The organism is Streptomyces griseoviridis (assembly GCF_005222485.1).
Taxonomy (GTDB): domain Bacteria; phylum Actinomycetota; class Actinomycetes; order Streptomycetales; family Streptomycetaceae; genus Streptomyces; species Streptomyces hintoniae.
In genome coordinates this window covers 6,866,487-6,890,431 of the sequence record NZ_CP029078.1, presented here as the reverse complement: position 1 = coordinate 6,890,431, position 23,945 = coordinate 6,866,487, and the positions used below count along the sequence as shown (strand labels likewise).

Here is a 23,945-nt window from a genome sequence, read left to right as displayed (position 1 = left end):
AAAGGAAGACGAGACACATGGCCGACGGCCGACCACCGGACGGCGAGGACGCGCTGGGACAGCCGGGCCAGGAGCCGGTCGGCCCCGCCCCCGCGGTCCGGCCGTTCCTGGTCACCGCAGGCCGGGTGGCGCCCAGCGCGACCGGCCGGCCGGTGCCAGTGGAGACCCAGGTGGTGGCCACCGCCGGAGGGCTCACCGTGCTCGACGGGCTCTCCTTCGAGCAGCACGACATCGTCGCCGCCTGCCGGCTTCCGCAGTCCATCGCGGAACTCGCGGCCCGGCTGCGGCTGCACCTGAACGTGGTGCGGGTCCTCGCCGAGGACCTGCGCACGGCCGGTCACCTGACGGTGTACGTGCCCGACATCGACATCACCCATGACGCGTCGGTCCTGCGCAGGGTGATCGATGGCCTCCGGGCCATCCCCGACTCCCGAGGGGTACTCCGTGACACCGACTGACCCGGCCGGCCGCACCTCGGCCGCACCGGTGGCCCCCGTACGTCCGCCGCTGCCGGTCAAGATGGTGATCGCGGGCGGATTCGGCGTGGGCAAGACCACCGCCGTCGGCGCGATCTCCGAGATCGAGCCGCTCACCACCGAGGCCGCGATCACCGAGGTCGCGGCGGGCGTGGACGACCTGAGCCACACCCCGACCAAGACCACCACCACGGTGGCGATGGACTTCGGCTGCCTCACCATCGACCCGACGCTCAAGCTGTACCTGTTCGGCACACCGGGACAGGAACGGTTCGGCTTCATGTGGGACGACATCGTCGAGGGCGCCCTCGGCGGCCTCGTCATCGTCGACACCCGCAGGCTCGACGACTGCTACGCGGCGGTCGACTACTTCGAGCACCGGCAGATCCCGTTCGCGGTGGCCGTCAACGCCTTCGACGGGCACGTCGAGCACTCGCTCGACGAGGTCCGCTGGGCGCTCGACGTCGCCGACCGCGTCCCCGTGGTGGTCTTCGACGCCCGGGAGCGCGGCTCGGTACGGGACGCGCTGCTCGTCGTCCTGGAACGGGCCCTGGCACGCACCCAGGGCTGAGCGCGGCGGCAACGGCGACACCACAGCACGCGGGCCCGGGGCGGATTCTCCATCCGCCCCGGGCCCGCGTGCTCGTGGTGCCGCCCGGCCGTCAGGCGCCCCGGCGCACCCCCGGTGAGACCGCGAGGCGGTTGACCGCCCAGAAGAAGCCCAGGGTGACCAGGGCGAGCACCGCGACCAGGGTCGCGCCGCCCACCACCTTCTCGTAGTTGCGCTGGTAGAGGCCGTCGACGATGTAGCGGCCCACGCCGCCGAGGCTCACGTACGCGGCGATGGTGGCCGTCGAGACGATCTGGATGGCCGCCGAGCGCAGACCGCTCAGGATCAGCGGGAGCGCGACCGGCAGTTCGACGTGGAAGAGGATCCGCGACTCCGCCATGCCCATGCCGCGCGCGGCGTCCACCGGGGACGGGTCGACGGACCGCATGGCCTCGTAGGTGGTGACCAGGATCGGCGGCACCGCGAGCACCACCAGCGGGATCATCACCGGCAGATGGCCGAGGCCGAGCAGCACGAACATCAGCACCAGCAGACCGAAGCTGGGCAGCGCGCGGGCGGCGGTGGCGATGAGCGCGAGGCTGTTGCCGCCGCGTCCGGTGTGGCCGGTGATCAGGCCGACCGGCAGTCCGATGGCGGCGGCGATGCCGAGCGCGATCAGCGAGTACTGGACGTGCTCGCGCAGCCGGGTGGGGATGCCGTCGTAGCCGTGCCAGTGGGCGCTGTCGCTGAAGAACTGCTGGACGAAGTGGAGTACGTTCACCGGGCGGCGTCCTCGAGGACGGGCGCGGCCGGTTCGGGCCGTGCCTCGGCTGATGCGGGGCGGGTGGCGCGGTTGCCGCGCGGCATCCACGGCGTGAGGACCAGCCGCAGGGCGACCAGTGCGGCGTCCGCGGCGATGGCGAGGACGGCGGTGCCGATCACGGAGAGCCAGATCAGCCGGGGCTGGTGGTAGATCATGCCGTCGTTGAGCAGGTTGCCGAGCCCGCCCTGGTTGCCGATCAGCATGCCGACGCTGACCAGGGAGATGCTGGAGACGGTGGCCACCCGCAGCCCCGCGATGATCGCGGGCGCGGCGATCGGCAGCTGCACCTGGAGGTAGCGGCGGACCGGGCCGAGGCCCATCGCGGTGGCCGCGTCCAGGGTCTCCTGCGGCACCGAGCGGACCCCGTCGACCAGCGCGGGGACGAACACCACCAGGCTGTAGACGGCCAGCGGGATCATCACCGTCGTCTCGCTCTGCCCGGTGTAGTCGATGAGCACGACGAAGAAGGCGAGCGAGGGCACCGCGTAGAGCACGGTCGTCACCCACAGCACCGGCGGGTAGAGCCACCGCAGCCGGACGCAGAGCTGGGCGAGCGGCAGCGCGACCAGGAGCCCCGCGGCGACCGGCACCAGGGCCAGCCGCAGATGGAGGACGACCAGCCCCCAGTACGTGTTCTGGAGGTCGCTCGGTATCTCGAACAGGCCGCTCACCGCACGGCCTTCTCGGTGTCCGGGCGGGCCGCGTGGGCCGAGCGGATCGCCTCGGCGATGGTGTGCTGGGCGACCACCCCGGTGACCCGGCCGTCGGCGCCCACCGCGACGGCCCAGCCGGTCGGCGAGAGCACCGCGCAGTCCAGGGCGGCCCGCAGCGAGTCGGTGGCGTGCTCGAAGGGCCGTCCGTGGGCGAGCAGCCGGGTGGGGTCGATCCGCCCGGCGGTCAGATTCCGCGGCTCGCCCCAGCCGAGCGGCCTGCCGTCGAGCCCGGTGACGAGGAGGTAGGGCACGTCGGGGGTGGTGCGGGCGGCTATCTGCTCGGCGGTGGCGTCGACGGCCACCACCGGCGTGGTGAGCAGCGGGAGTCCCGCGGCGGGGAAGAACGACAGCCTGCGGATGCCGCGGTCGGCGCCGAGGAAGTCCTCGACGAACGCGTCGGCGGGATCGGTGAGCAGTTCGGCGGGCGGCGCGAACTGCGCGAGCCTGCCGCCGGTGCGCATCACCGCGACCTTGGTGCCGATCTTCACGGCCTCGTCTATGTCGTGGGTGACGAAGACGATCGTCTTGCCCAACTCCTCCTGGATGCGCAGGAGTTCGTCCTGAAGGCCCTTGCGCACGATGGGGTCGACGGCGGAGAACGGCTCGTCCATCAGGAGCACGGGCGGGTCGGCGGCGAGCGCGCGGGCCACGCCGACGCGCTGCTGCTGGCCGCCGGAGAGCTGGTAGGGGTAGCGCTTGGCGAGCGAGGGGTCGAGGCCGACCCGGCCCATCAGCTCGCGGGCCCGGTCCCTGGCGCGGCCCTTGTCCCAGCCGAGCAGCCGGGGCACGGTCGCGATGTTGTCGATGATGGTGCGGTGCTGGAACAGGCCGGCGTTCTGGATGACGTAACCCATGGACCGGCGCAGGGTGTTGACCGGCTCCTTCAGGACGTCCTTGCCGTCGATGAGGATGGTGCCCTCGCTGGGCTCGATCATCCTGTTGATCATCCGCAGGGTCGTGGTCTTGCCGCAGCCCGAGGGCCCGACGAAGACGGTGATCGCACGGTCGGGAATGTCCAACGAGAGGCGGTCGACCGCCACCGTGCCGTCCGGGTACCGCTTGGTGACTGAATCTATCCGTATCAAAACGCCGAATACCCTTCGGGTTTGGCAGATCTTGCTCTCTTTGGCCAGCGGTTACGGGCCGTCGCGAGGAAAGTCTAGACGGCCCGGGTCACCGCGCGGCGGCCCGTCCACGCCCCGGTCACCGCTCGCCGGGTGAACGGCCGTCCCGGGCGCCCGCCTTGGAGCCCGGTGCGCACCGGCTGTGCCGTGCCTGTGAGTCCGCCGGTTCTCACGCCGCGCTCAGGGTCCGCTCAGGGACCCCCCAGGGTCGGCGCCGATCGTCGGGGCATGCGGCCGGCCTCGCGAGGCGGGCCGCCCGCACCACCACCGCCGTCCTGCCCGTCGGGGCGCGCGTCTCTTCCCCCGTCCAGCACCTGGAGCACGCGTCATGACGACCCTCGCCCCACCGCCCGCGCCCGCCGCCCCCGAGGGCAGACACCGGGCCGTGACCCGGCCGGGCTCCCGGCTCGGCCGGCTGTTCACCGGCGCCCCCGAGGACCCCCGCTGGGCCCGCCCGGCGCTGTGGGCGGTCCTCGTCCTGGCCACCGCCCTGTACGCCTGGAACATCACCTCGCTGACCGGCAACAGCTTCTACGACGCGGCCGTCTACAGCGGCACCAGGAGCTGGAAGGCCTTCTTCTTCGGGGCGTTGGACGCGGGCAGCTTCATCACCGTCGACAAACCGCCTTTCGCGCTCTGGGTGATGGGCCTCTCGGCCCGCGTGTTCGGGTACGGGAACTGGCAGTTGGCGCTGCCGATGGTCGCCGTCGGGACCGGTTCGGTGGCGCTGCTGTACCGCATGGTGAAGCGGGACTTCGGCGCGGCGGCCGGAGTGATCGCCGCGCTGGCGCTCACCCTCACGCCGATCACGGTCGCCATCGACCGGGACACCAACCCGGACCCGGTCCTGGTCTTCCTGATGCTGCTGGGCGCCGCCGCCCTGATGCGGGCGGTGCGTACCGGGCGGCTGCTGCCGCTGGTGTGGTCGGGGGTCGCGCTCGGCTTCGCGTTCAACACCAAGATGATGCAGGCGTACCTGGTGCTGCCGGTGTTCCTCCTGGTCTACCTCTGGGCCGCGCGCCTCCCCCTCGGCCGCCGGGTCCGCAACCTGGCCGTCGCGACGGTCGCCCTGCTGGTCTCCAGCGCCTGGTGGATGGTGGTCGTCGACCTGGTCCCGGCGTCGTCGCGGCCCTACATCGGCGGTTCGACCGACAACACGGTCTGGGACCTGGTCATCGGCTACAACGGCTTCGGCCGGATCCTCGGGGCGTCCTCGTCGGTCGGCTCGCAGGGCAACGGGGCGAGCTTCGGCGGGAGTTCGGGCCTGTACCGGATGTTCAACGAGATCATGGGCGGCCAGATCTCGTGGCTGATCCCGTTCGCGGTGATCGCGCTCGTCGGCGGGCTCGTGCTGTGCGGCCGGGCGCCGAGGACGGACGCCAGGCGGGCGGGGCTGCTGCTGTGGGGCGGCTGGTTCGTGCTGCACTACCTGACGTTCGCGCTCGCCGAGGGCACCTTCCACCCGTACTACGTGACCGCCATGGCCCCCGGGATCGCGGCGCTGGCCGGCGCGGGCGGGGTGCTGCTCCACCGGGCGCTGCGCGAGGGCTCGGCCGTCAGGTGGGCGTGGGTGCTGCCGCTGGCGGTCGCGGCGACCACGCTCTGGGCGGTCGTCCTGCTCCGGCGGGTGTCGGGTGAGGGCACCGGGTACACGGTCGCCGCGGTGGTGGCCGGGGTCGCGGGCACGGCGGCGGTGGCCGGCCTGCTCGCCGGACGCCTGCTGGGCCGGCGGCGGCTACTGGGCGTCGCGGCGGTCGCGGCCGTCGTCGCGCTGCTGGCGGGTCCGACGGCGTACTCCCTGTCGGCGGCCACCACGACGAGCGCCAACGGCACCAATCCGACGGCGGGTCCGAGCACCGGCGGCGGCATGGGCGGCGCCGGCGGCACGGGAGGCGGTCAGCGGCCGAGCGGCGCGGAGAGCGACGGCCGGTCGGCGCGGCAGCCCCCGGCGGGCGGGGGCCCCGGCGGCACGGAGTCGGACGAGGGCGCCCAGGCCGGTGCCGGTGCCGCTGGCCTGGGAGGCGGGGGCGACACCCAGGTCAGCAGCGGGATGGTCACGTATCTGAAGAAGCACCAGGACGGCGCCACCTGGCTGGTCGCGGTGGCCACCGACCAGACGGCGGCGCAGCTCATCCTGGAGTCCGGGCAGCCGGTGATCTCGATGGGCGGCTGGTCGGGCAGCGACGAGGCGATGACCCTGGCCAAGCTCAAGAGCCTGGTGGCGGCGGGCAAGCTGCACTACCTGGTCATCAGCGGCGGCGGGCAGGGCACCGGCTCGGAGATCGCGACCTGGGTGAAGCAGCACGGCACGGCGGTCAGCGCCTACAGCGGTCTGTACCGCCTGGATGCCTCCGACGCCGGCTGACCCGCCTGCCGAACGAACAGCCGACGCAACCCGAAGCCTGAGAGGACCGGGCGGGCCGGGAGGGCCGGGCGGGCCCGGCGGGCTGGGCGGGCCCGGCGCGACCCGCACGACCCGCACGACCGGCACGACCCGCACGACCGGCACGACCGGCACGATCGGCGGCGGACCCCCTGCCGGGGTGGCCCGCAGCCCACCGGGGTGGCCCGCCCCCCGCCCGGATGGCCCGTCGCCAGCCGGGGCGGCCCGCCCCCCACCGAGATGGCCCGCCACCCACCGAGATGGCCCGCCACCCACCCACCCCTCCCGGGTCCGTCACGCGGCGGCGGCCCGCTCCCCCGGCGCCTTCGGGAAGCCCGCCGTGCGCAGCACCCGGCGGTCGCTGTCGACGGCGAAGACCTCGCAGCCGTCCTGGTCCGCCGCCCAGCCGACGCCGTCGGCGCCGAGGGTGAAGGCCGCCGTCGCGACGGCGTCGGCGACCGTGAGGGTGGGGGCGACGACGGTCAGGCTGAGCAGTCCGGTCGCCGGGCGCCCGGTGCGGCCGTCGACGATGTGGTCGCCGCGCTCGTAGCGGGCGGACGTGGCGACCGCGCCGTCGGTCACCTCGACGACCGCGCACAGCCGGTCGGCGTGTTCGGGGTGCCGGACGCCGACCCGCCAGGGGCCGCCCGAAGTGACCACGTCTCCCCCGGCGTTGAGACAGAACCGGCGTGCACCGGCCGCCGTCAGCAGACCCGCGGCCCGCTGCACGGACCAGCCCTTGACGATCGCGCACGGGTCGAAGGACCGGCCGGGCGGCCACGCGTCGAAGGCGCCGCCGGTGGCGGTCCGGTAGTGCGCGCACAGGTCGAGCACCTCGGCGAGGTCGGCGCTCAGCTCTTGGCGGGCGAGTTCGCCCCTGCCGTACCGGGACACCTCGCTGCCGGGCTTGAAGGGGCTGAACCGTTCGTCGGCCTCGCGCAGCCACCCGAAGACGGCGTCGGCGGCCGACCCGGGCACGTCCGGGTCGTCGATCCGCAGCGAGACCGGGAACCCCATGACGTGTTCGACGCGCCGCATGTCAGGCGCCCTTCGCGTCGAGGGCGGCCTGGAGGGAGGTCCGGTAGCCGCCGCTGGTGATGGTCGCGCCCGACACCGTGTCGATGTCCGCGCTCTGCGCGTCGAGCGTCTCCGCGATCAGCTGCGGAACGGCCGCGGCCGTCTGCGGGTGATTCGGCTGCTGAAGCATCCGCACCGCCGTGATGGTGTCACCGTCGAAGGTCACCTCGACCTGGACGGGACCCTTCTCCGTGGTGACCGTCGACCCCTTGACGACGGTTCCCGACGACGTTCCCGACGCCGTTCCCGAGGACGCGGCGACCGAGGGGGCAGGAGTGGGGGCGGGGGTGGGGGCCGCTGTCGTCCCGGTCGACGGTTCGTAGCGCCAGACCGGGATCAGACCGGCGACCGACAGGACCAGGACAGGTATGGCTCGCTTCACGTCGTCTCTCTCATCCCGCCAGGCTGAAGCGTTCGAAGTGGACCTGCCGCCTGGGCACGCCCAGGTCGCGCAGGGTGCGGAGGACCGCCGTCATCATCGGCGGCGGCCCGCACAGGAACACATCGCGCCCGGCGATGTCCGGCACCATCCGGGCCAGCTCGCGCGGCGCCAGCAGGTCGGGCGCGACCGGGCCGGTCACCAGGTGCAGTGCGGCGCCCTTGACGGCGGCCAGCTCGCGCAGCTCGTCGTGGAGGACGGCGTCCCGGTCGGTGGAGACCCGGTAGATGACGACCGTGTGGCCCTCGAGCTCCTCCAGCAAGGCGCGGATGGGCGTGACGCCGACCCCGCCCGCGATCAGCACCGACTCCGGCCGGGTGCGGTGCAGGGCGGTGAACGCGCCGTAGGGGCCCTCGGCGAAGACCCGGGTGCCGACCTTGACGTGGCGCAGCGCCGCCGAACCGGCCCCGGCGCGCTTGACGGTGAGCCGCAGCCGCTCGCCGTCGGGCGCGGCGGACAGCGAGAACGGGTTGGCCTGCCACCAGCGGTCGGCGGTCAGGAACCGCCAGAGGAAGAACTGTCCGGCGCGGGCCGGCAGCCGGTCCAGGTCGCGGCCGGTGATGTAGAGGGAGACGACGTCGTCGGACTCGGGGACGACGGCGGAGACCCGCAGCTGATGGCGGAGGTTGCGCCACACCGGCAGCACCACCCGGCCGACGAGCACCGCGCCGAGGGCGACGCCCCACACCCCGTACCAGTAGGCGGTGGCGGCGGACGACGCGGTGAACGTCGTGCCGACCGCGACCTGGTGGGTGAAGGCGAGCACCACGGCGGCGTACGTGTACAGGTGGATGAAGTGCCAGGTCTCGTAGGCGAGCCTGCGGCGGGCCCAGCGTCCCGAGACCGCGCCGACCACGAGGACGACGCCGAACGCGACGACGGCGCGCAGCACGCCCTCGGTGGTCTCGGCGAGGTCGACGATCTGGTCGATCGGGCCGAGCGACGAGGACTGGGCGTAGCCGAAGGTGATGAAGACGGCGTGCGCGAGGAGCGTCCACAGGATGCCGAAGCCGGTCCAGCGGTGCCAGGAGGTCAGCCGGTCCATGCCGATCCGGCGGTCGAGCCAGGGCAGTCTGGCCACCAGCAGCAGTTGGAAGGCCATGAAGAGGGCGCCGTACAGGCCGGCCAGGCGGCCGAGCACGATGAGCGCGTTGGCGGCGAACCCCGCCTCGGTGAAGAAGTAGGTCACCACGGCCGCGTTCGCGGCCAGCACGGCGTACAGACCCGTGCGGGCCACCGCCCTGGGGCGTATCGCCGTGGGGGGCGCAGGGGGCGATTGGACGGTCGTCACGGACGGCAGCTCCTCGATCGGGTCCTGGGTCTCCGAGCTTCCCTGTCCCGAGCTGTCGTTCTGCTGTCGGGCGACTTTCAAACACCTATCGATCTGGTCGCTCGCGGCCACCGCCGCCGGCGCCGTCGCCCGGGTGGCGCAGTATGAGCGGGTGGAAAAAGTACGCCTGCTCGTCGTGGACGACGACCCGCCGATCGCCGATCTCGTCGCGACGGTCGCCCGTTACGAGGGCTGGGAGGCGGTCACCGCGCACTCGGGCGAGGAGGCGCTGCGGCTGGCCGGTGAGTTCGGCCCTGACATCGTGGTGCTCGACCTGATGCTGCCCGACCTGGACGGCTTCGGTGTCCTCGACCGGCTGCGGCGCTCGGGCACGATGGTGCCCGTGGTGTTCCTGACCGCGCGGGACGCGGTCGCCGACCGGGTGGCCGGCCTCACCCGGGGCGGTGACGACTACCTGGTCAAACCGTTCGCGGTGGAGGAGCTGATGGCGCGGCTGCGGACGGTGCTGCGGCGCAGCGCCGGGCCCGGCTTCGAGCGGTCGGTGCTGCGGGTGGCGGATCTGACGATGGACGAGGACACCCGGGAGGTGCGGCGCGGCGAGCGGGCGCTGACGCTGACGCCGACCGAGTACGAGGTGCTGCGCTACCTGATGCGCAAGTCGCCGACGGTGCTGACCAAGGCGCAGATCCTCGACCATGTCTGGGAGTACGGCTTCGGCGGGCGTTCGAACGTGGTGGAGCTGGTGGTCAGCAGGCTGCGCCGCAAGCTCGACGACACGGGCGAGCCGCTGATCCACACCGTGCGCGGCTTCGGGTACGTGGTGCGGCGGGTCCCGGAGTGAGGTGGCCGCTCGGGCGTTACCGGCGGCTGCGGCTGGGCACCCGGCTGGCGCTCGGCCTCGGCGCGCTGGCGCTGCTGGTGTTCGGGGTGGTCGGCACCGCCCTCACCACCTACATGCGCACCTACCTCTCGCACCAGCTCGACGACCAGCTCGGGCTCGCGCAGGTCGCGCAGTCCAAGAGCATCGCCGAGAACGGGACACTCCAGGGCAAGAAGTACTACCGCTGGTACTACGCGGTGTACGACGTGCGGGACGGCACCCCGGTGCCGCGCAGGCCCGAGGAGGACAGCGACCTGCCGGCCGACCTCGACGACCTGACGTCGGTGGCGCGGGCGCAGCTCACGGCGGGCACCGAGGTGCTGCGCACCCGCGACCTCGCGGGTGAGGGCGAGTACCGGCTGCGGGCCTGCGCGGTGGAGCCGGGGGTGGTGCTGGTCAGCGGGGCGCCGATGGCGGACATCGACGCGACGATGCGGCAGCTGATCACCGTCCAGCTCGTCGCGTTCGGTCTCGCGCTGCTGGCGCTCGTGGTGTTCGGGCGGCGGATGCTGCGGCGGGGTCTGAAGCCGCTGAGCGACATGGCGCACACCGCGCACGGCATCAGTTCGCACGATCTGACCGAGTCGGCGGCGCGGCTGCCGCTGCGCGCCGACGGGCGCGACGGCGGGCAGGAGGTCGACGAGTTGCGGACCGCGTTCAACACGATGCTGGAGCACATCGACGCCTCGCTCGCGGTGCGGGCGCGGGCCGAGCAGCGGCTGCGCCGGTTCGTCGCGGACGCCTCGCACGAGCTGCGGACCCCGCTGATGTCGGTGCGCGGCTACGCGGACCTGTTCCAGTACGCGGCCGCCAACGCGCCCGAGGAGCGGGACAAGCACCTGGCGAGGCTGCGCCACGAGGCGGCCAGGATGGGGGTCCTCCTCGACGACCTGCTGCTGCTCGCCCGGCTGGACGCGGCGGAGGTCGAGACCCCGCTGCGGCCGGTGGAGACGGATCTGGTGGCGCTGGTGGAGGAGGCGGCGGACGCGTTCAGGGCGAGCCGCCCAGGCCATCCGCTGACGGTGACCACCGGCCCCGCGAGCCTGCCGCTGCGTCTCGATCCGCACCGGATCCGGCAGGTCGTGGACAACCTCCTCACCAACGCGGCCGTACACACCCCGCACGGCACCCCGGTCACGGTCGAGGTGGAGGCGTCGGGCGCGGGCGCGCGGGTCCTGGTCACCGACGCGGGCCCCGGCATCCCGGCCGCCGACCGGGAGCGGGTCTTCGACCGCTTCTACCGGGTCGACAAGGCCCGCACCCGCGACCGGGGCGGCAGCGGGCTCGGCCTGTCGGTGGCGAGCGCGCTGGTCGGGGCGCACGGTGGCACGATCGAGCTGAGCGGCGGGCCGGGAGCGACGACGTTCACGGTGACGCTGCCGCCGCGCGGGCCGGTCCGCGCGGACCGGTGAGACGGGTGTCCTGGGCGTCACCACCGGTGCGGGTCTGAACCCCGTCCGGCCCAGCCGCGTACCCACCAGAGGCATGACAGGAGGAGTGACGCGGGAAACAACAGAGGGGAACGACTCAGAACGACGTGTGGCGGCCCGCGCGGCTTCGGCTCGCGGACACCGCGGTGTCACACCGAACGGGGACGGTTCCGCCGTCCCCCTGTCCTGCCTCGCCCCGTGTCCGCCCGCCCGAGCCGCCGTCCGGCGGCCCGCGCGTGACGTGGAAGGACGACGTGCGCCGTGACCCCGCTGCCGCTCGACGAGACCCCCGGCCCGCGCCCCACCGGGGCCGCCGCCACCGCGCCCGCCGCGGCCCCTGACCCGGCCCCCGCGAACGGCGTCGGCGCGCTGCCCTCGCTGCCGTTCCGCTTCCTGCGCCCGCCGGGCTCCACCCCTGGACCGGCCGCGCCGGGCAGCGCGCGCCTGCTGCGCCGGCTGCTGGTCCTGCTGCCGGTGCTGCTGATCGTGGTGTGGGTGGTGTTCGACTGGCGGACCGTCTACGACGGCTGTGTGCGGCTGGCCTCCGCCGATCCCTGGTGGCTGCTGGCCGCGTTCTTCTTCACCTGTCTCGGCTGGCTCTCGTCGTCGTGCGTACGGCAGGGCGCGTTGCCGGAGCGGCTGCCGACCGGGCTGCTGATCGCCTCGCAGTTCGCCGCGGGCGCCGCCAACCATGTGCTGCCCGCGAGCCTCGGCGCGCACGCCGTCACGCTGCGTTTCCTGCTGGGCCGGGGCATCCCGCTGGCCCGCGCCACCGCGTCCCTCGCCCTGTACTCGCTGGTCAGACCGATCGCCAAGACGCTGGTGCTGCTGGTGTTCCTGCTGACCTCGCCCGATCTGCTGCGGGTGGGCACGCTGGCGCCCGACGGGCGGACACTGGCCCTGGCCGCGGGAGGTGTGGCGGGCGCGGTGACGGTCGCCGCGGTGCTCGTCACGGCGGTGCGTCCGCTGCGGAGGCCGCTGCTCGACGCGCTGCGCAGCGCCCTCACCGACGTACGGGTGCTGCACACCAGGCCGTCGCGGATCGTGGCGCTGTGGGGCGGGGCCGCCGCCGCGCCGCTGCTCCAGGCCAGCGTGATCTTCTCGGTGGGGGCGGCGCTCGGGCTCACCCTGACCTGGGCGCAGGTCGCGTTCGCGTTCCTGGCGGCGAGCACGGCCGTGGGGGCGGTGCCCGCGCCGGGCGGGATCGGTCCCATCGACGCGGCCACAGTCTTCGCGCTCGCCGCGATGGGCGCCCCGCTCGACGTGGCCGCGACAGCGGTGATCGGCTACCGGGTCCTCACGGTCTGGCTCCCCCTGCTCCCGGGCGCCCTGGCCCTGTCAACCCTGGTACAACGCAAGGTCCTGTGAAACGGCCCCGGAGAAACGCGGGGGGGGGAACAGCGCCCCTCCAGGGGCGCGGGGAACTGCGCATTCTTTTGCCCCAGGAAACCGACGGCCCCTTCCAGCACCGCCACGAGCCCCCACCCCCAGGGGCGCGGGGAACTGCGCATTCTTTTGGCCCAGGAAACCGACGGCCCTTCTCAGCACCGCCACGAGCACCCACCAGGGGCGCGAGGAACTGCGCGACCAGCCACAACGCACCCGCAGCCGACACCCAGCCCCACAACACCCCACCCCACCCGCGAAAGCCCAGCGCCGCGCTCAGCTCTCGTCGGGCGTCAGCCGCAACGAGACGCTGTTGATGCAGTACCGCTGGTCGGTGGGGGTCGCATACCCCTCACCCTCGAACACATGACCGAGATGCGACCCGCAGCGGGCGCACCGCACCTCGGTGCGCACCATCCCGTGCGAGCGGTCCTGGATCAGCTCCACCGCGTCGGTGTTCTTCGGGTCGTAGAACGACGGCCAGCCGCAGTGCGACTCGAACTTGGTGGTGGAGGTGAACAGATCCGCGCCGCACGCCCGGCAGGAGTACACGCCCTCGGTCTTGGTGGCGGTGTACTGACCGGTGAACGCCGGCTCGGTCGCGGACTCGCGCAGCACCGCGTACTCGGCCGGGGACAGCTCCGCGCGCCACTGCTCATCCGGCTTCTCGACGTCGTACGCCATGACAGCTCAGCCCCTTACTTGGAGAGTCGGTCCAGGATGCGCGGACCGAGGTCGGTGACATCTCCCGCGCCCATGGTGAGAACGAGATCACCGGCCCTCGCCATTCCCGCGACCGCCTCCGGCACGTCCGCCGCGTCGTGGACGGCGGTCACCTCGGCGCCCGCGGCACGGGCCGCCTCGATGATCAGCTCGCTGGTGACGCCGGGGATCGGGTCCTCGCGGGCCGGGTAGATGTCGAGGACGACGGAGGCGTCCGCGAGGGTCAGCGCCTGGCCCATCTCCTTGCCCAGCTCCTGGGTGCGGGAGAACAGGTGCGGCTGGAAGACGACGAGGATGCGGGCGTCGCCCGCGGCGCCGCGCATGGCGTCGAGGTCGGCGGTCATCTCGGTGGGGTGGTGCGCGTAGGAGTCGATCACCTGGACGCCGGCCGCCTCGCCCTTGAGCTGGAGCCGGCGCTTGACGCCGGTGTAGGCGACGAGCGCCGGGGCCAGCTCGGCGGCGGGGATGCCGAGCGCGACACCCGCGGCGAGGGCGGCGACCGCGTTGTGCGCGTAGTGCCGGCCGGGCACGGAGACGGCGAAGGTGTGCTCCTCGCCGTCGAGCAGCACGGTGACCCGGCTGGTGAGCCCCTGCGGGACGACGTCGAGGACCCGTACGTCGGCGTCGTCGGCGGAGCCGTAGGTGACCGTCCGCACGGTGCCCGCGAGGCGCCGGGTCAGCTCGCGCGCGCCCTCGTGGTCGGCGGAGATCACCAGGGTGCCGCCGGGCACGATCCGCCCGGCGAAGGTCTCGAAGGAGGCGTAGATCTCGTCCATCGACGCGTAGTTGGCGTGGTGGTCGAGTTCGACGTTGAGGACGATCGCGACGGCGGGCGCGTACTTGTGGAAGCTGCGGTCCGATTCATCCGCCTCAGCCACGAAGATCTCGCCCTGGCCGTGCAGGGCGTTCGAGCCGGGCGCGTCCAGGTCGCCGCCGATGGCGTAGGACGGGTCGAGGCCGAGCGCGCCGAGCGAGACGGCCAGCATCGACGTCGTGGTGGTCTTGCCGTGGGTGCCGGCCACCGCGATCGGCCGCGTGCCGTCCATCAGCGCGGCCAGCGCGTCGGAGCGGTGCACCACGGGCACGCCCAGCTCGGCGGCGCGGGCCAGCTCCGGGTTGTCGGCGCGGATCGCCGAGGAGACGACGACACAGCTGGCGTCGTCGGCGAGGTGCCCGGCCGCGTGCCCGATGTGCACGGTGACGCCCAGCGTGCGCAGCGCCTCGGCGGTGGGCGACTCCTTCGCGTCGCTGCCCGCCACCTTCGCGCCGCGCTGCGCGAGGATCTTCGCGATCCCCGACATCCCGGCGCCGCCGATGCCGATGAAGTGCGGTCGGTCCATGGCGGTGGGAAGGCCGGGTGCCATGCGTTGTCTCCCAAGAGTCCGGAACGAGGATGAGCGGCCCCAAGCCTATGGGGTGCGCCGACGGACCCGGCTCAGGGACTCTCGCGGGATGCGGGGGCACGCGGCGGCACACCGCCGCGACGGGGGTGCGGGCCGGGAAGGGGAGCCGGCCCCGCGGCTCCCCTTCCTCTCCCGTCGGCTGTTACTCGCTCACCCCGTCACTCGCTTACCCGCGCACCCGCTCAATCGCTTACCCGCTCACTCGCTCACTCGCTGTGCGAGAACAGCTTGAGCACCGGCACGCCCACCTTGTGGCGGGCCCGCGAGGCCCAGTCACGGTGGAAGAACTCCTCGACGTAGTGCGGATCGGTGAGCACGATCACCTCGTCCGCCCCGACCTCGTCGACCAGCGACTTCAGCGCGTCCAGCGGGTGGTTCTCGACCAGCCGCCCGTCCGCCTCGCTGCCCGCGCCGCGCAGCGCGAGCAACGACACCTCGAGGGCGCGTCGGCCGAACCCCTTGGCGTCGTCGCCCTCCGGCGTCTCGCCCTCGCGCGCGGCCTCGTCCAGCTCGCCGAGGGCGACGTCGTCGATCGCCCGCAGCAGGCGGTCCGCCTGGTCGCCGCGGGGCTGGAGGAGCACGAGGAAGCGGACGTCCTCGTCCCCGTGCAAGGTGGTGACGAACTCCACGTCGGCGGCCGTCAGCGCCTTCTCGATCATCAATACGCTCGTGAACACCGGGCGCCCCTTCTGCAGAAACCATCCTGCCCCGTGATCTCACGGGGACTGCGAGATTTAGTGTGCCCATGGGTGGGCCTTCGGGAAGCAAAGCGGAACGATAGATTCCGCCGATTTCGGGACCCGCGGGACCACTGGACGATTTTCAGGACCGCCGGTAGCGGCCGAACAGGAACCCGTCCTCCTCCAACAAGGACACCAGTGCGAACCGTCGAGGGTCGGCGACCGGCGGACCGCCGGTGACGCGCGGCGCGTCCCCCGCGGTCAGCAGCGGCGCCAGCGTCACGCACAGTTCGTCGAGGACGTCGGCGGCCACCATCTGGCCCAGCAGCCGGGGTCCGCCCTCGGTGAGCAGCCGGGTGTGCCCGAGCGCGCCGAGGGCGGCCACCGCGCGGGCCGGGTCCACGCCCGTGCCGTCCCCCGCGACGACCACCTCGGCGCCGGCCTTCTCGGCGGCGGCGACCCGGTCGGCTGGCGCGGCGGCGCCGGTGAGGACCAGCGTGGGCACGAGCGGCGAGACGAACAGCGGCAGCGAGAAGTCCAGATCGAGGCTCGCGCTCACCACCGCGACCGCCGCCGCGGGCCGCTGCCCGGCCGCCTCGCGCGCCGCCGCGTACCCGTCCGGCGCGCGGGCGGGCCCGTACCCCTCCTGGCGTACCGTTTCAGCACCGACCACCACCACATCCGCCAGCGCCCGCAGCGTCCCGAAGATCCGCAGATCGGCCGGGGAGGAGAGGGCCTGCGAACGCCCGTCGTGCCGGGCGGCCCCGTCGATGCTCGACACCATGTTGCCGCGCAGCCAGGGGGCGGGACGCGGGCCGGTGACGGACGCGGGATAGGCGTAGGCGGCGGCCAGTTCGTCCGGCCCCCACCCGGCGGCGCCCCCGGCCGTCTCACCGCGGGCGTCCACCACTGTCTCGTCGGTCACAGGTACGAGGCGTCGCATGACACGCAGTGTGGCACGCCACCGGCCCTTTCAGCGGAGGGCCGACCGCCCCCGCCCCGCCCACCTGCGGCGATGGGGAGCCCTCCGGGACGCCCGCCCGCGCCGGCAGGCTTAGCATGGTCAACCGTGTCGTCCTCCTCCGCCGCCGCCCAGGGGCCAAGCCCGATAGCCGACCCGGCCCCGCAGTCGCTGTGCGCCCGTGAACCGCGGGTGCCCGCGGACCGGCTGGTCGCCGAGATGGTGCCGCCGCCGCGCTTCGACGCGGTCCGCTTCGACACCTACGTCCCCGACCCGAACCAGCCGAGCCAGACCGAGGCCGTGCGGATCCTGGCGGAGTTCGCGGCCGGCCTCGGCGGGGCGCACCCGGCCCAGGGGCCGCGGCGCGGCTTCCTCGGCCTCGGCCGCCCCAAGGCGCACAGGTCGCCCGCGGGCCCGCGCGGCGTCTACCTCGACGGCGGCTACGGCGTCGGCAAGACCCATCTGCTCGCGTCCCTGTGGCACGCCACCCCGGCCGAGCCCGCGCTCAAGGCGTTCGGCACCTTCGTGGAGCTGACCAACCTGGTCGGCGCCCTCGGTTTCCAGCAGACGGTACGGACCCTCTCCGGCCACCGCCTGCTGTGCATCGACGAGTTCGAGCTGGACGACCCGGGCGACACCGTCCTCGTCTCGTCCCTGCTCGGCAAGTTGGTGGACGCGGGCGTGGCGCTCGCCGCCACCTCCAACACGCTGCCGGGGAAGCTGGGCGAGGGCCGGTTCGCCTCCGCCGACTTCCTGCGCGAGATACAGGGCCTGTCCGCGCGCTTCAGGTCGCTGCGCATCGACGGCGAGGACTACCGCCACCGCGGTCTGCCCGAGGCGCCCGAGCCGTTCACGGACGAGCAGGTCACCAAGGCCGCGTACGCCACCCCCGGGGCGTCGCTCGACGCCTTCCCGCTCCTTCTCGACCACCTCTCCCGGGTGCACCCGAGCCGCTACGGCGCGCTGACCGAGGGGATCGAGGCGGTCTGCCTCACCGAGGTGCGGGCGGTGCCCGACCAGTCGACGGCGCTGCGGCTCGTGGTGCTCGCGGACCGGCTCTACGACCGTGAAGTCCCGGTGCTGGCCTCGGGATCGCCCTTCGACCAGTTGTTCAGCCAGGAGATGCTCAGCGGCGGCTACAAGAAGAAGTATTTCCGGGCGATCTCGCGGCTGACCGCGCTGGCCCGGGACGGGAAGAAGCTGGTCGACGCGGCTCCTGGCGACTAGTTCGCGCCAAGCAACCCTCACATTTCAGGCTCTCTTCAGCTCGAAACGTTAAGTTAACCCTGCAAACAACTTTGCAGGGTTACCGTGTTTCTTGACCATCCATTGACCAAGTGTTGGTCTGCGGTAGAGCTGTGAACCAGTGGGAGGGGGGCGCATGATGCGAGGTGCAGCGGTACGAGCCGCGATCGCGGTAGCTGTCGCCGTCCTGCTCGCCCTCCCCTTCTTCACCACCGCCCCGTCCTTCGCAACCGCGCATACGGTCCGTCAAATCGAGGCCAAAGCTACGCCCGGAATCAAACCCTCGGGCGCCGCGCAGCGCAACGAATCGGCGACACACCGTCACTGCGACCACTCCGGTGACCCGACGGGCCCCCTGCGCAACCGCGACCGCCACCGCGCGGTCGACGTCGCACCGGAAGGCCCGGAACGACCGCTGCTGGCCCAGGACCCGGCGGCCGACCACCCCCCGGCCGCACCACGGCCCCCGCGCACGTCGAGACCCCCGACGGCGCACTCTCCGGCGGCACTTCAGGTCTTCCGCTGCTGACAAGGCAGCACAGCGGTTCCCCCACACCTGTCCTGCACGTCCGACGCGCCTCAGCGGCGCGCCAGGAGGAACATCATCATGCAGCCCCTCATCGACAACGCCCGTACGTTCGGACAGCGCCCTGAGGAGTTCGCCAAGCTGGCCGAAGGCCAGTCTCCGCAGGTCCTGTTCATCACCTGCTCCGACTCCAGGGTCGTCCCGGCCCTGATCACCGGCGCCCGTCCCGGCCAGCTGTTCGAGCTGCGCACCGCGGGCAACATCGTCCCCCCGTACGCCTCCGAGCACCCCACCAGCGAGGCGGCCACCATCGAGTACGCCGTGGAGGTGCTCGGCGTCCGCGACATCGTGGTCTGCGGGCACTCGCACTGCGGTGCCGTCGGCGCGCTGGTGCGCGACGAGGACCTGACCGCCGTGCCCGCCGTGCGGGACTGGCTCGCGAGCGCCACCCCGCGCCCGTCCGGCACCCCCGAGGACCCCGCGTGCAGCGAGGGTGTCCAGGGACACGTCCTGACCCAACTGCTGCGGCTGCGCTCGTACCCGTACATCGACGCCAAGGTGAAGGCCCGTCAGCTGTCCCTGCACGCCTGGTACTACGAGGTCCACACCGGCGCCGTCCTGGCGCACGACTCCCGTTCCGACGCCTTCGCGGCCCTGTGAGCGCCCCGATGACCAACACCTCCCCCACACCCCCCACACCCCCCAAATCCCCCGCGTCCTCCGCGTCATCCAGGTCTCCGATATCGAGGTTCCCCCACCTGCGGCAGGACTTCGCCGCGTCCCTGGTCGTCTTCCTGGTCGCGCTCCCGCTCTGCGTGGGCGTGGCCGTCGCCTCCGGTGTCCCGGCCGAACTGGGCCTGATCACCGGCATCGTGGGCGGCATCGTCACCGGTCTGATGCGGGGCAGCAGCCTCCAGGTCTCCGGACCCGCGGCCGGTCTGACGGTGCTGGTCTTCGAGGCGGTACGGGAGTTCGGCCTGCCGGCCCTCGGAGTGATCGTGCTCGCCACCGGCGCCCTGCAGATCCTGATGGGCGCCCTGAAGCTGGGCCGCTACTTCCGGGCCATCTCGGTGTCGGTGGTCGAGGGCATGCTCGCCGGTATCGGCCTGGTGCTGATCGCCGGACAGCTGTACGCCATGGCCGGCACCGAGGCCCCGGCCTCCGGGGTGGCCAAGCTGGTCGAACTGCCCGGCGCGCTCGTCGACTCGCTCGGCAGCACCCGCGCACTGGCCTCGCTCGGCCTCGGCGCCGCCACCATCGCCGTCCTGGTGCTCTGGAAGCGGATGCCGAGCCGGGTGCGGTCGGTCCCCGGGCCGCTCGCCGCCGTCGGTCTCGCCACCCTGGCCGCGCTGGTGTTCTCGATGCCCGTCGCCACCGTCGAGGTCAAGGGTCTGCTGGACTCCGTCCAGCCGCCCCCGCTGAGCGCCTTCGGTGATCTCCTCGGCCTCGGTCTGCTCGGCACGGTCGTCGCGTTCACCCTGATCGCGTCCGCCGAGTCGCTGTTCAGCGCGGCGGCCGTGGACCGGATGCACGGCGGCCCGCGCACCGCGTACGACAAGGAACTCGTCGCCCAGGGCGCGGGCAACGCGCTCTGCGGTCTGCTCGGCGCCCTGCCGATGACCGCGGTCATCGTGCGCAGCGCGGCGAACGTCCAGGCGGGCGCCCGCACCAAGGCGTCCCGGGTGCTGCACGGCGTGTGGCTGCTGCTGTTCGCGGCGCTGCTGCCGGGAGCCCTCGCCTACATACCGATCCCCGCGCTCGCGGGCATCCTCGTCTACTCCGGGGCCAAGCTGATCCCGGTCGGACAGATCGTCTCGCTCTGGCGCGGGCACCGCGGTGAGGCGCTGATCCTGGTGGTCACCGCGCTGTCGATCGTCGCGGTCAGCATGTTCGAGGGCGTGCTCATCGGACTCGCGCTCGCCGTCGCCAAGACCGCCTGGGAGGCCTCGCACATCAGGCTTGACGTCATCGACAAGGGCGCCGGTCCCGTCCAGGCGCATCTGTCGGGCAACGCGACCTTCCTGCGGCTGCCGAAGATCCTGGACAGCCTGGAGGCGCTGCCCCAGGACCGCCCGGTGGAGCTGGACCTCTCCGGTCTGCACCACCTGGACCACGCCTGCCGTACCGCCCTGGAGAGCTGGGCCGAGCGGCACAGCGCGGTGGGCACCGAGCCGGTGCGGATGACCGCCGAACCGGCTCGTCCCGCCGCCGGCTGACCCGTCCCCGACGACGCCCCGCGGCCGGTCCGCGCCGACCATGGCACCGGACCGGCCGCCGGGCATATCGTTGCAAGGGCAGAGACACATCTGACCTCTCGTCGTGAGGAGGTCGTCATGCTCGCGGAACTGCTGACGGCGATCGGCGCACTGGCAGCCGCGGGGGTCGTGTACGCATCGGCGGCGGCCCGCGTGGTCAAGCAGTACGAGCGCGGGGTGGTGTTCCGGCTCGGACGGATCGTGGACGGCGCCCGCGGCCCCGGATTCACCATGGTGGTCCCGTTCGTGGACCACCTGTACAAGGTGAACATGCAGGTCGTGACGTTGCCGGTGCCCGCCCAGGAGGGCATCACCCGCGACAACGTCACGGTCCGGGTGGACGCGGTCGTCTACTTCCGGGTGGTCGAGCCCACGGACGCCCTGGTCAAGGTCGAGGACTACCGGTTCGCGGTCTCCCAGATGGCGCAGACGTCGTTGCGCTCCATCATCGGCAAGAGCGACCTCGACGATCTGCTCTCCAACCGCGAGAAGCTCAACCAGGGCCTGGAGCTGATGATCGACAGCCCGGCCATCGGATGGGGCGTGCAGATCGACCGGGTCGAGATCAAGGACGTCTCGCTGCCCGACACGATGAAGCGCTCCATGGCGCGTCAGGCGGAGGCCGACCGTGAGCGGCGGGCCCGGATCATCAACGCCGACGCCGAACTCCAGGCGTCCAAGAAGCTCGCCGAGGCGGCCCAGCAGATGGAGGCCACACCGTCGGCGCTCCAGTTGCGGCTGCTCCAGACCATCACCGCCGTCGCCGCCGAGAAGAACTCGACGCTCGTCCTGCCGTTCCCGGTGGAACTGCTCCGCTTCCTGGAGCGGGCGCACGAGCACGAGATGCCGAAGCGGCCCGCGCAGGACCGGCGGACCCCGCCCGATGCGCCCCGCGACCAGCCGCAGATCACCGAGAGCGCGCAGGTCGGGGACGGCTCGCCGGACGGCGCCGTGGACGGTTCGCTCGACGGGCACCGGCGGGACCGGCAGGCGGAGCACCCGGTCGAGACGTGACACATGGTGCCGGCGTCGTTCCCGGGACGCGCGCCGAATGGTAGACACAGCCGGGTCACAGTTCCTGTCCGCCAGCAGGAAGGCCGCCCCGCATGTCCGCGACCCGACGTCAGATCCTCGCCCGCTCCGGTGCCCTCGGAGCGGGCATCGCCTTCTCCGGTGCCCTGTCCGAACTGTTCGCCGGTACCGCCGCCGCCCAGGACCTCGGGCGCACCGGCTACGGCCCGCTCGTCCCCGACCCCGCGGGGCTGCTCGACCTGCCCCGGGGTTTCCGCTACCGGGTGCTCTCCCGCGAGGGCGACCCGCTGCGCTCGGGCGAGGGACCGGTCCCCTCGAACCACGACGGCATGACCGCGCTGCCCGGCCGCCACGGCCGGGTCCATCTGGTCCGCAACCACGAGAACCGCCCCACCGCCGCCCACCCCGTCCCGACCGTCCCCGGCCTCACCTACGACCCGGCGGGCAAGGGCGGCTGCACGGCCCTCACCCTCGACGGGGACCGGGTGCTGTCCGAGCGGGTCGCCGTCGCCGGCACCGCGGTCAACTGCGCGGGCGGGCCGACCCCCTGGCGCACCTGGCTGACCTGCGAGGAGACCGAGGACCTGGCCGGGACCAACGGCTACACCAAGGACCACGGGTTCGTCTTCGAGGTGGACCCGGCCGACCCGCACCGCACCGGCGCGGTCCCGCTCACCGCGATGGGCCGCTTCCAGCACGAGGCCGTCGCGATCGACCCGGCGCGCGGGATCGTCTACGAGACCGAGGACGCGTTCCTCGCGCCGTTCGGCCTCTTCTACCGGTTCCTGCCCGAGCGGCCGCTCGGTGGCGTCGGATCGCTGCGCGCGGGCGGCCGGCTCCAGGCGATGCGGGTGCCCGACGTGCCGGACCTGTCCTCCGTCCAGGAGATCGGCACCCGCTTCGACGGCGTCGAATGGGTCGACGTCCCGGACCCGCTGGCCTCCGGGACGCCGATCCGCCTCCAGGACTTCGGACCGCGCGGCATCACCCACGCGCAGAAGCTGGAGGGCTGCTACTGGGGCGGCGACCACGTCTACTTCGTGTCGTCGTTCGCCCGCGGCGCGGACGGCTCGGCCGCCGACCACTACGGCCAGATCTGGCGCTACGACCCCGCCAGGCGCCGACTCACCCTGGTGATCGTCTTCGGGCCCGACACCGATGTCAGGCTCCCCGGCGAGTCCCCCGACAACATCTGCCTGGCGCCCGGCGGCGGCCTGATGGTCTGCGAGGACGGCGACGGGGAGCAGCACGTCTTCGGCGTCACCCGGCGCGGCGAGGTCTATCCGCTGGCCCGAGGCCGGCAGGACATCGGCACGCCGGGAGCCCCCGCGTGGGGCGAGTTCGCGGGCGTCACCTTCTCGCCCGACGGCCGCACCATGTACGTCAACTGCTACACGCCCGGCACCACGTTCGCCGTGACGGGTCCCTGGCAGGGCTGACCAGCGGCTCTCCCCTGGCGCCCCGGCCGTCCTCGCCGCAGGATCGAGGGAGAGGACGGAAGGGGTGCCGCGTGGGCAAGCACGGCAAGAGCAGCAAGCACGGCAAGGGCCACCAGCACGGCAAGGGCGGCGACCACGCCGGGAGCGGCGGCACGGCTGACCGGGACGGCGGGGCGGAGCTGCGCGAGCTGCTGCGGGTGCCCGCGGGCGGGCGGATCGACCTGGGCGGGTACGACACCAGGGCGGTCCGCGGCGGCCCCGACGGCCTCGATGCCCCCGGGAACAAGGCCGCAGGACTCGCGGCCACCGCCCGCATGGGCGAGCGGCTGGCCGGCCTCCAGGAACGGCTGTGGGCGTCGAGCACGGCGGGCGACAGGCGCCGGGTGCTGCTGGTGCTCCAGGGCATGGACACCAGCGGCAAGGGCGGCACCGTCAAGCACGTCATCGGCCTGCTCAACCCGGCCGGCTGCCGCATCCACGCGTTCAAGGCGCCCACCAAGAAGGAACGGGCGCACGAGTTCCTGTGGCGGGTCAGACGGAATCTGCCGCTCCCCGGCGAGCTGGGCATCTTCGACCGTTCGCACTACGAGGACGTCCTGGTCGCCCGGGTGCGGGAGCTGGCACCGCGCGAGGAGATCGAGGACCGCTACGGCGCGATCAACACCTTCGAGCGGTCATTGACGGACGACGGCGTCACCGTCGTCAAGTGCTTCCTGCACCTCTCCTACGACGAGCAGCGCGACCGGCTGCTGAAGCGGCTGGACAACCCGGACAAGCACTGGAAGTTCAGCCCCGGCGACATCGAGGACCGCGCGCTGTGGCCCGCGTACCAGGAGGCGTACGAGATCGCCCTGGCCCGCTGCTCGACCGGGGCCGCGCCCTGGCACGTGATCCCGGCGGACCGCAAGTGGTACCGCAACTGGGCGGTGAGCCGGCTCCTGCTGGAAACCCTGGAGGAACTCGACCCCCAGTACCCGGAGGGGGACTTCGATGTGGAGCGGGCGCGGGAGCGGTTGGTGAAGGGGTAGGGGCGCCGGGGGGTGTGGGGGCGGCCGCTGGGCGGGGGCGGGGCGGGAGGGGTCGAGGTGTGCGTCGGTTCCGGGGTGTAG

The 23,945-nt window shown here is 72.9% G+C and carries 22 protein-coding genes; 12 read left to right on the top strand and 10 right to left on the bottom strand.

Going from position 1 to position 23,945, the window contains the following annotated elements:
- Positions 1 to 17 precede the first annotated feature (17 nt).
- The gene (locus DDJ31_RS29885; protein ID WP_127177292.1) at positions 18 to 458 is read left to right on the top strand and encodes a DUF742 domain-containing protein; all 441 of its coding nucleotides are present in this window, start codon (positions 18 to 20) and stop codon (positions 456 to 458) included.
- Positions 445 to 1,047 (top strand): GTP-binding protein, encoded by a 603-nt coding sequence (locus DDJ31_RS29880; RefSeq protein ID WP_127177293.1) that lies wholly within the window; start codon positions 445 to 447, stop codon positions 1,045 to 1,047. Before DDJ31_RS29885 ends, DDJ31_RS29880 begins: the two co-directional genes overlap by 14 nt.
- Positions 1,048 to 1,138: 91 nt before the next feature.
- On the opposite strand, the gene DDJ31_RS29875 is transcribed toward DDJ31_RS29880, so the two are convergent.
- From DDJ31_RS29875 to DDJ31_RS29865, 3 genes are read right to left on the bottom strand one after another with little or no spacing between them, the layout of a single operon-like run.
- Positions 1,139 to 1,807, bottom strand: coding sequence for an ABC transporter permease (locus DDJ31_RS29875; RefSeq protein WP_127177294.1), 669 nt, complete (start codon positions 1,805 to 1,807; stop codon positions 1,139 to 1,141).
- Positions 1,804 to 2,520 (bottom strand): ABC transporter permease, encoded by a 717-nt coding sequence (locus tag DDJ31_RS29870; RefSeq protein WP_127177295.1) that lies wholly within the window; start codon positions 2,518 to 2,520, stop codon positions 1,804 to 1,806. Before DDJ31_RS29870 ends, DDJ31_RS29875 begins: the two co-directional genes overlap by 4 nt.
- Positions 2,517 to 3,647 carry an ABC transporter ATP-binding protein gene (locus tag DDJ31_RS29865; RefSeq protein ID WP_164784872.1) on the bottom strand — a complete coding sequence of 377 codons (1,131 nt, stop codon included), beginning with the start codon at positions 3,645 to 3,647 and terminating at the stop codon, positions 2,517 to 2,519. Before DDJ31_RS29865 ends, DDJ31_RS29870 begins: the two co-directional genes overlap by 4 nt.
- Before the next feature lie 367 nt (positions 3,648 to 4,014).
- Here DDJ31_RS29865 and DDJ31_RS29860 point away from each other — a divergent pair, with 367 nt between their 5' ends.
- Positions 4,015 to 6,051, top strand: coding sequence for an ArnT family glycosyltransferase (locus tag DDJ31_RS29860; RefSeq protein ID WP_127177296.1), 2,037 nt, complete (start codon positions 4,015 to 4,017; stop codon positions 6,049 to 6,051).
- A 312-nt stretch (positions 6,052 to 6,363) separates the two neighbouring features.
- Here the strand turns inward: DDJ31_RS29860 and DDJ31_RS29855 are convergent, their stop codons facing one another.
- The 3 genes from DDJ31_RS29855 to DDJ31_RS29845 are packed head-to-tail and all read right to left on the bottom strand — an operon-like array spanning position 6,364 to position 8,876.
- Positions 6,364 to 7,107, bottom strand: coding sequence for an FAD:protein FMN transferase (locus DDJ31_RS29855; RefSeq protein WP_127177297.1), 744 nt, complete (start codon positions 7,105 to 7,107; stop codon positions 6,364 to 6,366).
- 1 nt (position 7,108) lies between these two features.
- Positions 7,109 to 7,528 carry an FMN-binding protein gene (locus tag DDJ31_RS29850; RefSeq protein WP_127177298.1) on the bottom strand — a complete coding sequence of 140 codons (420 nt, stop codon included), beginning with the start codon at positions 7,526 to 7,528 and terminating at the stop codon, positions 7,109 to 7,111.
- Between the two features lie 10 nt (positions 7,529 to 7,538).
- Positions 7,539 to 8,876 carry a ferredoxin reductase family protein gene (locus DDJ31_RS29845; protein WP_127177299.1) on the bottom strand — a complete coding sequence of 446 codons (1,338 nt, stop codon included), beginning with the start codon at positions 8,874 to 8,876 and terminating at the stop codon, positions 7,539 to 7,541.
- A 151-nt stretch (positions 8,877 to 9,027) separates the two neighbouring features.
- Between DDJ31_RS29845 and DDJ31_RS29840 the strand changes: the two genes are divergently transcribed.
- The 3 genes from DDJ31_RS29840 to DDJ31_RS29830 all read left to right on the top strand — a co-directional run bounded on the left by DDJ31_RS29840 (position 9,028) and on the right by DDJ31_RS29830 (position 12,554).
- Positions 9,028 to 9,717, top strand: a complete 690-nt coding sequence (locus tag DDJ31_RS29840) for a response regulator transcription factor (RefSeq protein ID WP_127177300.1) — start codon at positions 9,028 to 9,030, stop codon at positions 9,715 to 9,717.
- Positions 9,714 to 11,168 carry a sensor histidine kinase gene (locus DDJ31_RS29835; protein WP_127177301.1) on the top strand — a complete coding sequence of 485 codons (1,455 nt, stop codon included), beginning with the start codon at positions 9,714 to 9,716 and terminating at the stop codon, positions 11,166 to 11,168. Before DDJ31_RS29840 ends, DDJ31_RS29835 begins: the two co-directional genes overlap by 4 nt.
- Positions 11,169 to 11,447: 279 nt before the next feature.
- The gene (locus DDJ31_RS29830; RefSeq protein WP_127177302.1) at positions 11,448 to 12,554 is read left to right on the top strand and encodes a lysylphosphatidylglycerol synthase transmembrane domain-containing protein; all 1,107 of its coding nucleotides are present in this window, start codon (positions 11,448 to 11,450) and stop codon (positions 12,552 to 12,554) included.
- 294 nt (positions 12,555 to 12,848) lie between these two features.
- Here the strand turns inward: DDJ31_RS29830 and msrB are convergent, their stop codons facing one another.
- The 4 genes from msrB to DDJ31_RS29810 all read right to left on the bottom strand — a co-directional run bounded on the left by msrB (position 12,849) and on the right by DDJ31_RS29810 (position 16,321).
- On the bottom strand, positions 12,849 to 13,256 hold the full coding sequence (gene msrB / locus DDJ31_RS29825) for a peptide-methionine (R)-S-oxide reductase MsrB (RefSeq protein WP_127177303.1): 408 nt from the start codon (positions 13,254 to 13,256) through the stop codon (positions 12,849 to 12,851).
- A gap of 14 nt (positions 13,257 to 13,270) precedes the next feature.
- Positions 13,271 to 14,659 carry a UDP-N-acetylmuramate--L-alanine ligase gene (murC, locus tag DDJ31_RS29820; protein ID WP_127177304.1) on the bottom strand — a complete coding sequence of 463 codons (1,389 nt, stop codon included), beginning with the start codon at positions 14,657 to 14,659 and terminating at the stop codon, positions 13,271 to 13,273.
- A gap of 245 nt (positions 14,660 to 14,904) precedes the next feature.
- Entirely contained in the window at positions 14,905 to 15,375 is a 471-nt protein-coding gene (locus tag DDJ31_RS29815; protein ID WP_171480926.1) for an indole-3-glycerol phosphate synthase, read from the bottom strand.
- A gap of 145 nt (positions 15,376 to 15,520) precedes the next feature.
- Positions 15,521 to 16,321 (bottom strand): pyrimidine reductase family protein, encoded by an 801-nt coding sequence (locus DDJ31_RS29810; RefSeq protein WP_127177305.1) that lies wholly within the window; start codon positions 16,319 to 16,321, stop codon positions 15,521 to 15,523.
- 72 nt (positions 16,322 to 16,393) lie between these two features.
- On the opposite strand from DDJ31_RS29810, the gene zapE reads away from it, so the two are divergent.
- The 6 genes from zapE (at position 16,394) to DDJ31_RS29780 (ending at position 23,864) form a co-directional block, all read left to right on the top strand.
- Positions 16,394 to 17,566: a cell division protein ZapE gene (gene zapE, locus DDJ31_RS29805; protein WP_127177306.1), complete on the top strand. Its 1,173-nt coding sequence runs from the start codon at positions 16,394 to 16,396 to the stop codon at positions 17,564 to 17,566.
- A 625-nt stretch (positions 17,567 to 18,191) separates the two neighbouring features.
- Positions 18,192 to 18,770: a carbonic anhydrase gene (locus DDJ31_RS29800; protein ID WP_127177307.1), complete on the top strand. Its 579-nt coding sequence runs from the start codon at positions 18,192 to 18,194 to the stop codon at positions 18,768 to 18,770.
- 8 nt (positions 18,771 to 18,778) lie between these two features.
- On the top strand, positions 18,779 to 20,326 hold the full coding sequence (locus DDJ31_RS29795; RefSeq protein ID WP_127177308.1) for a SulP family inorganic anion transporter: 1,548 nt from the start codon (positions 18,779 to 18,781) through the stop codon (positions 20,324 to 20,326).
- A gap of 117 nt (positions 20,327 to 20,443) precedes the next feature.
- Positions 20,444 to 21,379, top strand: coding sequence for a slipin family protein (locus tag DDJ31_RS29790; protein WP_127177309.1), 936 nt, complete (start codon positions 20,444 to 20,446; stop codon positions 21,377 to 21,379).
- Between the two features lie 92 nt (positions 21,380 to 21,471).
- Positions 21,472 to 22,836, top strand: coding sequence for an alkaline phosphatase PhoX (locus tag DDJ31_RS29785; protein WP_127177310.1), 1,365 nt, complete (start codon positions 21,472 to 21,474; stop codon positions 22,834 to 22,836).
- A gap of 71 nt (positions 22,837 to 22,907) precedes the next feature.
- On the top strand, positions 22,908 to 23,864 hold the full coding sequence (locus DDJ31_RS29780) for a PPK2 family polyphosphate kinase (protein ID WP_171480925.1): 957 nt from the start codon (positions 22,908 to 22,910) through the stop codon (positions 23,862 to 23,864).
- Positions 23,865 to 23,945 lie beyond the last annotated feature (81 nt).

Excerpts from the sequence above, each read along its gene's own strand:
- DDJ31_RS29800 (WP_127177307.1), top strand. The coding sequence starts at position 18,192 with ATGCAGCCCCTCATCGACAACGCCCGTACGTTCGGACAGCGCCCTGAG.
- DDJ31_RS29855 (WP_127177297.1), bottom strand. The coding sequence starts at position 7,107 with ATGCGGCGCGTCGAACACGTCATGGGGTTCCCGGTCTCGCTGCGGATC.
- murC (WP_127177304.1), bottom strand. The coding sequence starts at position 14,659 with ATGGCACCCGGCCTTCCCACCGCCATGGACCGACCGCACTTCATCGGC.
- msrB (WP_127177303.1), bottom strand. The coding sequence starts at position 13,256 with ATGGCGTACGACGTCGAGAAGCCGGATGAGCAGTGGCGCGCGGAGCTG.
- DDJ31_RS29810 (WP_127177305.1), bottom strand. The coding sequence starts at position 16,321 with ATGCGACGCCTCGTACCTGTGACCGACGAGACAGTGGTGGACGCCCGC.
- DDJ31_RS29860 (WP_127177296.1), top strand. The coding sequence starts at position 4,015 with ATGACGACCCTCGCCCCACCGCCCGCGCCCGCCGCCCCCGAGGGCAGA.
- DDJ31_RS29885 (WP_127177292.1), top strand. The coding sequence starts at position 18 with ATGGCCGACGGCCGACCACCGGACGGCGAGGACGCGCTGGGACAGCCG.
- zapE (WP_127177306.1), top strand. The coding sequence starts at position 16,394 with ATGGGGAGCCCTCCGGGACGCCCGCCCGCGCCGGCAGGCTTAGCATGG.
- DDJ31_RS29790 (WP_127177309.1), top strand. The coding sequence starts at position 20,444 with ATGCTCGCGGAACTGCTGACGGCGATCGGCGCACTGGCAGCCGCGGGG.
- DDJ31_RS29785 (WP_127177310.1), top strand. The coding sequence starts at position 21,472 with ATGTCCGCGACCCGACGTCAGATCCTCGCCCGCTCCGGTGCCCTCGGA.
- DDJ31_RS29795 (WP_127177308.1), top strand. The coding sequence starts at position 18,779 with ATGACCAACACCTCCCCCACACCCCCCACACCCCCCAAATCCCCCGCG.